General features: G+C 57.0%; 5 protein-coding genes. All 5 read right to left on the minus strand.

Features of this window, described 5'->3' with window-relative positions; all coding sequences use genetic code 11:
* Positions 1 to 21: 21 nt before the first annotated feature.
* Positions 22 to 771: a hypothetical protein gene (locus tag ACOSYY_RS03820; RefSeq protein WP_421660943.1), complete on the minus strand. Its 750-nt coding sequence runs from the start codon at positions 769 to 771 to the stop codon at positions 22 to 24.
* Between the two features lie 7 nt (positions 772 to 778).
* Positions 779 to 1276, minus strand: a complete 498-nt coding sequence (gene gspG, locus ACOSYY_RS03825) for a type II secretion system major pseudopilin GspG (protein WP_526023276.1) — start codon at positions 1274 to 1276, stop codon at positions 779 to 781.
* Between the two features lie 92 nt (positions 1277 to 1368).
* Positions 1369 to 2607 (minus strand): type II secretion system inner membrane protein GspF, encoded by a 1239-nt coding sequence (gspF, locus tag ACOSYY_RS03830; protein WP_421660945.1) that lies wholly within the window; start codon positions 2605 to 2607, stop codon positions 1369 to 1371.
* A 97-nt stretch (positions 2608 to 2704) separates the two neighbouring features.
* A complete protein-coding gene (gene gspE, locus ACOSYY_RS03835) occupies positions 2705 to 4474 on the minus strand; it encodes a type II secretion system ATPase GspE (RefSeq protein WP_421660946.1) in 1770 nt (589 codons plus the stop codon).
* 293 nt (positions 4475 to 4767) lie between these two features.
* Positions 4768 to 5703, minus strand: a complete 936-nt coding sequence (locus ACOSYY_RS03840) for a hypothetical protein (protein ID WP_421660947.1) — start codon at positions 5701 to 5703, stop codon at positions 4768 to 4770.
* Positions 5704 to 5787: the final 84 nt, after the last annotated feature.

Consider the following 5787-nt stretch of genomic DNA (forward strand, 5'->3'; position numbering starts at 1 on the left):
TCCATCTTGAACCATTGCGATCTACTGCTGACTGGGAAACAATCCTCTCGGCGGCGCTCCTGCTCCTGTTTGCGTGTTCGGCTTCAACAGGAGCCGGACCCGGTCGGGGATGATCCGGTTCAAAGGAGGGTCAAGACGTTCGTCGCTGACCCTGATCCCTCCGGTCAACGAATCGACCGCCAGCCCCAAGAGATTATTCTTCGCATCCATCAGATATATCGTGACCGGTTCGATCCGCCCGTTGGCGAAGAAGGACACGTCGACTCGTCCGGAAAAATGTTTGTCTTGTCCCACGGATACCTCGGTCAGTCGAATCGATTCAGGCAGAGAACGAGGCAGCTTCCATGCCGGATCGAGCGGAAGCCGTTCTTCCTTGCCCTCCACCATCATCATCCAGTAGGTTCCCCGATCCATATCGAGATAGAGCTTCAGGGGTTGTTGGCTGGTGGTAGCCAGGCCTTGAAATGTTCGAAGGACACCGATGAGTTTCCGTCCGGTAGAACTCAGATCCTCATCAAGACTGAACCGAGGGAAGACGACCACCACGACCAGGGTCAGGAGAAACAGGACAATCAGCATTTCCAAGATGGTAAAGCCTGCTGACGAAGGTACGCGATGATGTCCACGCCGTGCCGAATAAGGCATGGCAGGTCTGTGGACGGCCGCGAGACGGTGTGCATCCGGTGTCTTCGCGAGGCACAAGGCATGAAGAGAGAGCGGCCACGCTTGAACCGAATGCTCGATGGCCGATGTTCGATGACGAGTGGCCACTGATTTCCTATTCTTTGTCGAGGTTCCAGTTCGTGATATCGGCGTTCACGCCCTCACCGCCGACCTCGCCGTCCGTCCCGAGGGAGGTAATCTCATACTCCACTTTGTACTCTCCTTTTTGAACCGGGCTGAGATACTTATACGGATTGCCCCAAGGATCTTCCGGAAGCTTCGGCAAGTACCCTCCGATTTTCCATTTCTTCGGAACCACGCCGACGGAGGGTTTTTCAACAAGGGCCTTGAGGCCCTGTTCCGTGGTGGGGTAGACACCGTTATCCAGTTTGTAGAGTTGTAGCGCTCCCTCGATATTTCGAATCTGGACTTTGGCCGCCGTGCGCTTGGCATCATCCGTCCTACCCATGATACGCGGAACGACCAAGGCCGCGAGAATGGCCAAGATGGCCACGACGACCATGATCTCGATGAATGTAAAACCGGCTGAGTTTGCCGATGCCCGTTGCCTCAGGCAGGCGATGAAGCGAAGCACCCGGCTGCTTTCGCTCATGATGGGCTGACACTGCTTTTCCGGATCGGTCATCGTGAGTCCCCCTTTATCTCGTTTCACGCTCTTCCTCTACCATGTTTCGGATCGCCTCCTTAGTGGACCATCTGCCCCATCTCGAAGATGGGTAACAGAATCGCGACGACGATGAAGAGGACAACGGCACCCATGGCCAGGATCATGATCGGCTCCATAAGCGAGGTCAAGCGGGCGATGACCCGCTCCACTTCACCGTCGTATATTTGACTCACCCGGCGCAACATCTCCTCCATCTCACCGCTTTTTTCACCGACGGCGATCATATGAGTGACCAGGGCAGGAAATTCACCGCTTCGCTTTAGAGGATCCGCGATCGTTTCCCCTTCGCGGATGTTCTGCCGTGCCGTTTCAACCGTTTCTTCAAGGATCCTATTGTTCATGACGCGCTTCGAGACATCCATCGCGTCGAGCAATTGAACCCCGCTGGCCAGCATTGTCGCCAGCGTGCTGGTGAGCCTGGAAATCGACACCATGCGGGCGACGTCCCCGATCAACGGCATCTTTAGTATTAGCCGGTCTGCCGTCATGCGACCGGCTCCGGTCCGGATGAAGCGTCGCGTCGCATAGAGGCCTCCGAGCACGAGCCCGACCAACACCATCCAGTAGTCGGCAAAGAACTGGCTGACCGACATCAAGGCGACCGTCGGCCATGGTAGTGCTTGCTTCTGTTGAGCGAACACGAGCGTAATTTTCGGGACGACAAACGTAATGAGAAAAAAGAGAATGACCGACCCAATCACGAGCATGATGACGGGGTAGAGCATTGCATTGGTGACCTTGTTCTTCAGGGCAAGTTGTTTCTCCAAGAACTCCGCGAGCCGGAACAAGATTTGATCCAGCGATCCACTGGCCTCGCCGGCTCGTACCATGTGAACGTAGATCGGAGAAAAGTCCTTCTCGTATGTCTCTAAGACCACACTCAACGCTTTCCCCCCCCTGATTTGTTCCCGGATATCGGCCAGGAGGGCCTTGATGGGTTTCTTCTCGGCCTGGTCCACCAACACGCCGAGGGCTTCAATCAACGGGAGCCCGGCCACGAGCAATGTCGCAAATTGCCTGGTCATCAATGCAAGGTTGGTTGAGGAGAGGGTAGCCGATCGGCCGATGGCTCGCTCGGTACGGCTGGAGGTTTTTTCTTGCGATCGACTTGGCGCTTGGCCCTGCTCCACGACGTCGGTCGGATAGACCCCATTCTTTCTCAATTTGAGGCGGGCGACTTTGACGTTCTCCGCGTCGATGATCCCGGTCGCGGCCCCGCCATCGCTCCGGTAGCCCTGATATTGATAGACCGGCATGATCAGCAGACTCCGGACGCATCGGGCTTGACCGACGGGCACCGGACCGTCCAAGAGGAAATCGACTGGAAGAGGCGGACGGCGCGTCGATGCCGCATTATTCGACTTCAATTTCCTGTTGAGTGATCCGCATGACCTCTTCCAGCGTGGTACGGCCTTGAATGACTCGCTCGGCCCCTTCCTGCTTTAACGTCACCATGCCCTTGGCGATCGCCGCTTGTTTGATGGCGGTAGAGTCCGCCTTGCTTCCGATGAGCCGACGGATCTCGTCGTCCAGCACCATGAGCTCAAAAATGCCGGTACGGCCCCGATAGCCGGTTTGGGAACAGGCCGCACAGCCGGCTCCTCGATAGAGGGTGATGTCCGAACCGGGCGGCACGTCCAAGCGACTGAGTTCTTCTTCGCTCGGGCGATAGGGACGCTTGCAGTCCGGACAGATCCGTCTCAGCAGCCGTTGGGCCAGAACGGCGACGACGGATGAAGCCACCAGAAAGGGCTCGATTCCCATGTCGATCAGGCGTGTGGGCGCGCTGGCGGCATCGTTGGTATGCAGGGTGGAAAATACCAGATGTCCGGTGAGGGACGCGTGAATGGCGATCTCCGCCGTTTCACGGTCGCGAATCTCGCCGATCATGATGACGTCGGGGTCTTGCCGGAGAATCGAGCGCAGCCCGGCGGCAAACGAGAGATTGATTTTCGGGTTCACTTGCATTTGCCCGATGCCGAGCAGTTGATATTCCACCGGGTCTTCGACCGTGATGATGTTCTTGTCCGGCGCATTGATGTGGCTCAACGCGGCATAGAGGGTCGTGGTTTTGCCGCTTCCAGTGGGACCGGTCACGAGAATAATCCCGTGCGCGAGCTGGATCAGCTGATGGATCACGGCGAGCCGCTCTTTCGAGAAGCCCATTTCCGAGAGATTCAGGAGGCGATTTTCTTTCTCCAGCAATCGCAACACGACCCGTTCGCCATGTGAGGTGGGTAACACGGAGACTCGAAGGTCGACGTCTTTTCCGGAGGTCCGAATGGCGAATCGGCCGTCTTGCGGCAAGCGTTTCTCGGCAATGTTGAGGCCGGACATGATCTTCAATCGCGCGATAATGCTGGCTTGCAAATGTTTTGGCGGCGTCAGAACCGGGTACAGCACGCCGTCAATGCGGTATCTGACCACCAACCCGCGCTCGAATGATTCGAAGTGGATGTCGCTCGCCCGCTGTCGAACGGCCTGAAACAGTACCGAATTGACCAATCGAATGATCGGGGCCTCGTCGGTGGCATCCAGCAAGTCTTGCGGCTCGTCGAGTTCATGCGCGAGCTGGTCGAGACTCTGGTTTGCCGCGATGTCCTCCATCACTTGTTCCGCGCCGGCAGGATTGGCGATTTCGTCGTAGGCTCGGTTCAGGCAGGCCAGCAGCACGACACTGGTGGTCAAAACCGGTTTGACCGGTTTGCCCAACAACAATCGAAGATCGTCGAGCGCGACGGTTTCCAGTGGATCGGTCGACGCGGTCAGAATGGCTCCTTCCTCATATCGAAGCGGCAAGACACGGTATCGTCGGCAAAATGCGATGGGCACCTTCTTGATGAGCTCGTGATCCACATGGGTGGTGTCGAGATGAGGCATCCAGGACATCTCAAATTGTTGGGCGAGAGCCTCCAACAATTGCTCTTCCCGCAGTAAGCGCAAATGCAGGAGCACTTCTCCCAACAGGCCGCCTTTCTCCTGCTGGTAGGCTAAGGCCTCCTCGAGTTTTGCGTCCAAGAGGTTGAACTTTTCTCCGAGAATGCGTCCCAACAGAGGGCGACGAACACTAGGAGTGGGCGGATCGTTGTCGAGTCGTTCGGCCAATTTCCCCTGATCTCTCATGCATAGAGACGAGCGCCATCATCGTCGTTCTCCCATGACGCTTTCGCCTCGGTCGTAAAGATACTCTCCCTTGCGACGGCCTGGCAAGGACACCTCGAATTCCTTATATGACATCCGGATCGGACGCTCCAACCTACACGAGTTCTTACTCCGGAGAGACCCTAACAGGAGAGGAGCCATTCACCCGGCATTGGAGCCGGTGAATACGTCGTAAGGGCTCCATGAAGACTCAGCTTGGTCAAGCTGAGAACGGCGAGGAGGTCGCGGTCGAAGAACGCCTGCCGACCTCTGTCTCAGCGAAGCTCGTACGTAATCGTTGAGCGCTGATTATTCCGCAGCACGTCGAGCTTGACAATCTGCTCATTCTTGAGTTGTTGCAGTAAATTCAACATGGTACCGGGATCGCGAATGTCGACTCCGTTGACGCGCTGCAACACATCTCCCGTTTTGACCCCGATCTTTTCGTAGAAACTGGTCGGGGCGATGTAGTCCAGGCGAAACCCGTTGATGGTTCCGTTCACCGTATAAGGAGCGGCTCTGGCCTGGGATAAGAGTTTCGGCAAATCGCTCATGGCCTGCTCCACTTCGCGGCGGTCGACGACTTTTCGTAGTGAACCGCCGGCTGTCTGCGTCTGGACGGCAGACGACGCGGGACCAGCGGAACCGCTGGAAGCCGTCGGGTTATCCAACAGCGCCAGCTCCAATAGTTCCTCGACGTTGCCTTGGCGGACAAGAATTCCGCTCCGCCGAATCTCACTCACTTCTCCCAGATCGAGTACTTGGTCATGGACGCGATACAACATCTGCTGTTTGGATGACAGCTCTTCGACGATCGCAAAGCGTTGATCACCGAATACGACGCCGATCAAGCGAATCCTGGCCGTCAGGCCCAGCGAAGCGCGAACCGGGGCACCGGACGGGCCTCGCCTATCGGAATTCGCGAGTCCACCCTGAGGCGCGGCAGGAAGGAGGAAGAGGCCGCTGGCACGTACATCCTCCGCTGCCTGAGTCGGCGAATAGGACGCGAGCAATGAGGAGCCCTTCGATCGTTCCTCAGCGGGCCCGGCTGGATGCACAGGGATCACATAGAGTGCCTCGGCAATAAAGGCATTGATGGAATGGGCGATCAAGAGTCCGCACAGGACCAGACAGAGGAATAGGCCGATGCGGCGCATTCGTTGTGGAGGAATGGCTGCCACGATATTGTCTCTGGGTTTACCTCTCGGCATAGTACCTGGTCAGCGGGCATAGTCGCAAGAATCTAGTGCAACCGGTCTTTTTGCATGATGAGTAGACAAATCGTCTGAAGCGGG

This window comes from Nitrospira sp. BLG_2, assembly GCF_049222245.1.

What these genes read in the sequence shown, in the direction of transcription:
- gspG (WP_526023276.1), bottom strand. Translation starts at nt 1,276, where the DNA reads ATGAGCGAAAGCAGCCGGGTGCTTCGCTTCATCGCCTGCCTGAGGCAA.
- gspF (WP_421660945.1), bottom strand. Translation starts at nt 2,607, where the DNA reads ATGCCGGTCTATCAATATCAGGGCTACCGGAGCGATGGCGGGGCCGCG.
- ACOSYY_RS03840 (WP_421660947.1), bottom strand. Translation starts at nt 5,703, where the DNA reads ATGCCGAGAGGTAAACCCAGAGACAATATCGTGGCAGCCATTCCTCCA.
- gspE (WP_421660946.1), bottom strand. Translation starts at nt 4,474, where the DNA reads ATGAGAGATCAGGGGAAATTGGCCGAACGACTCGACAACGATCCGCCC.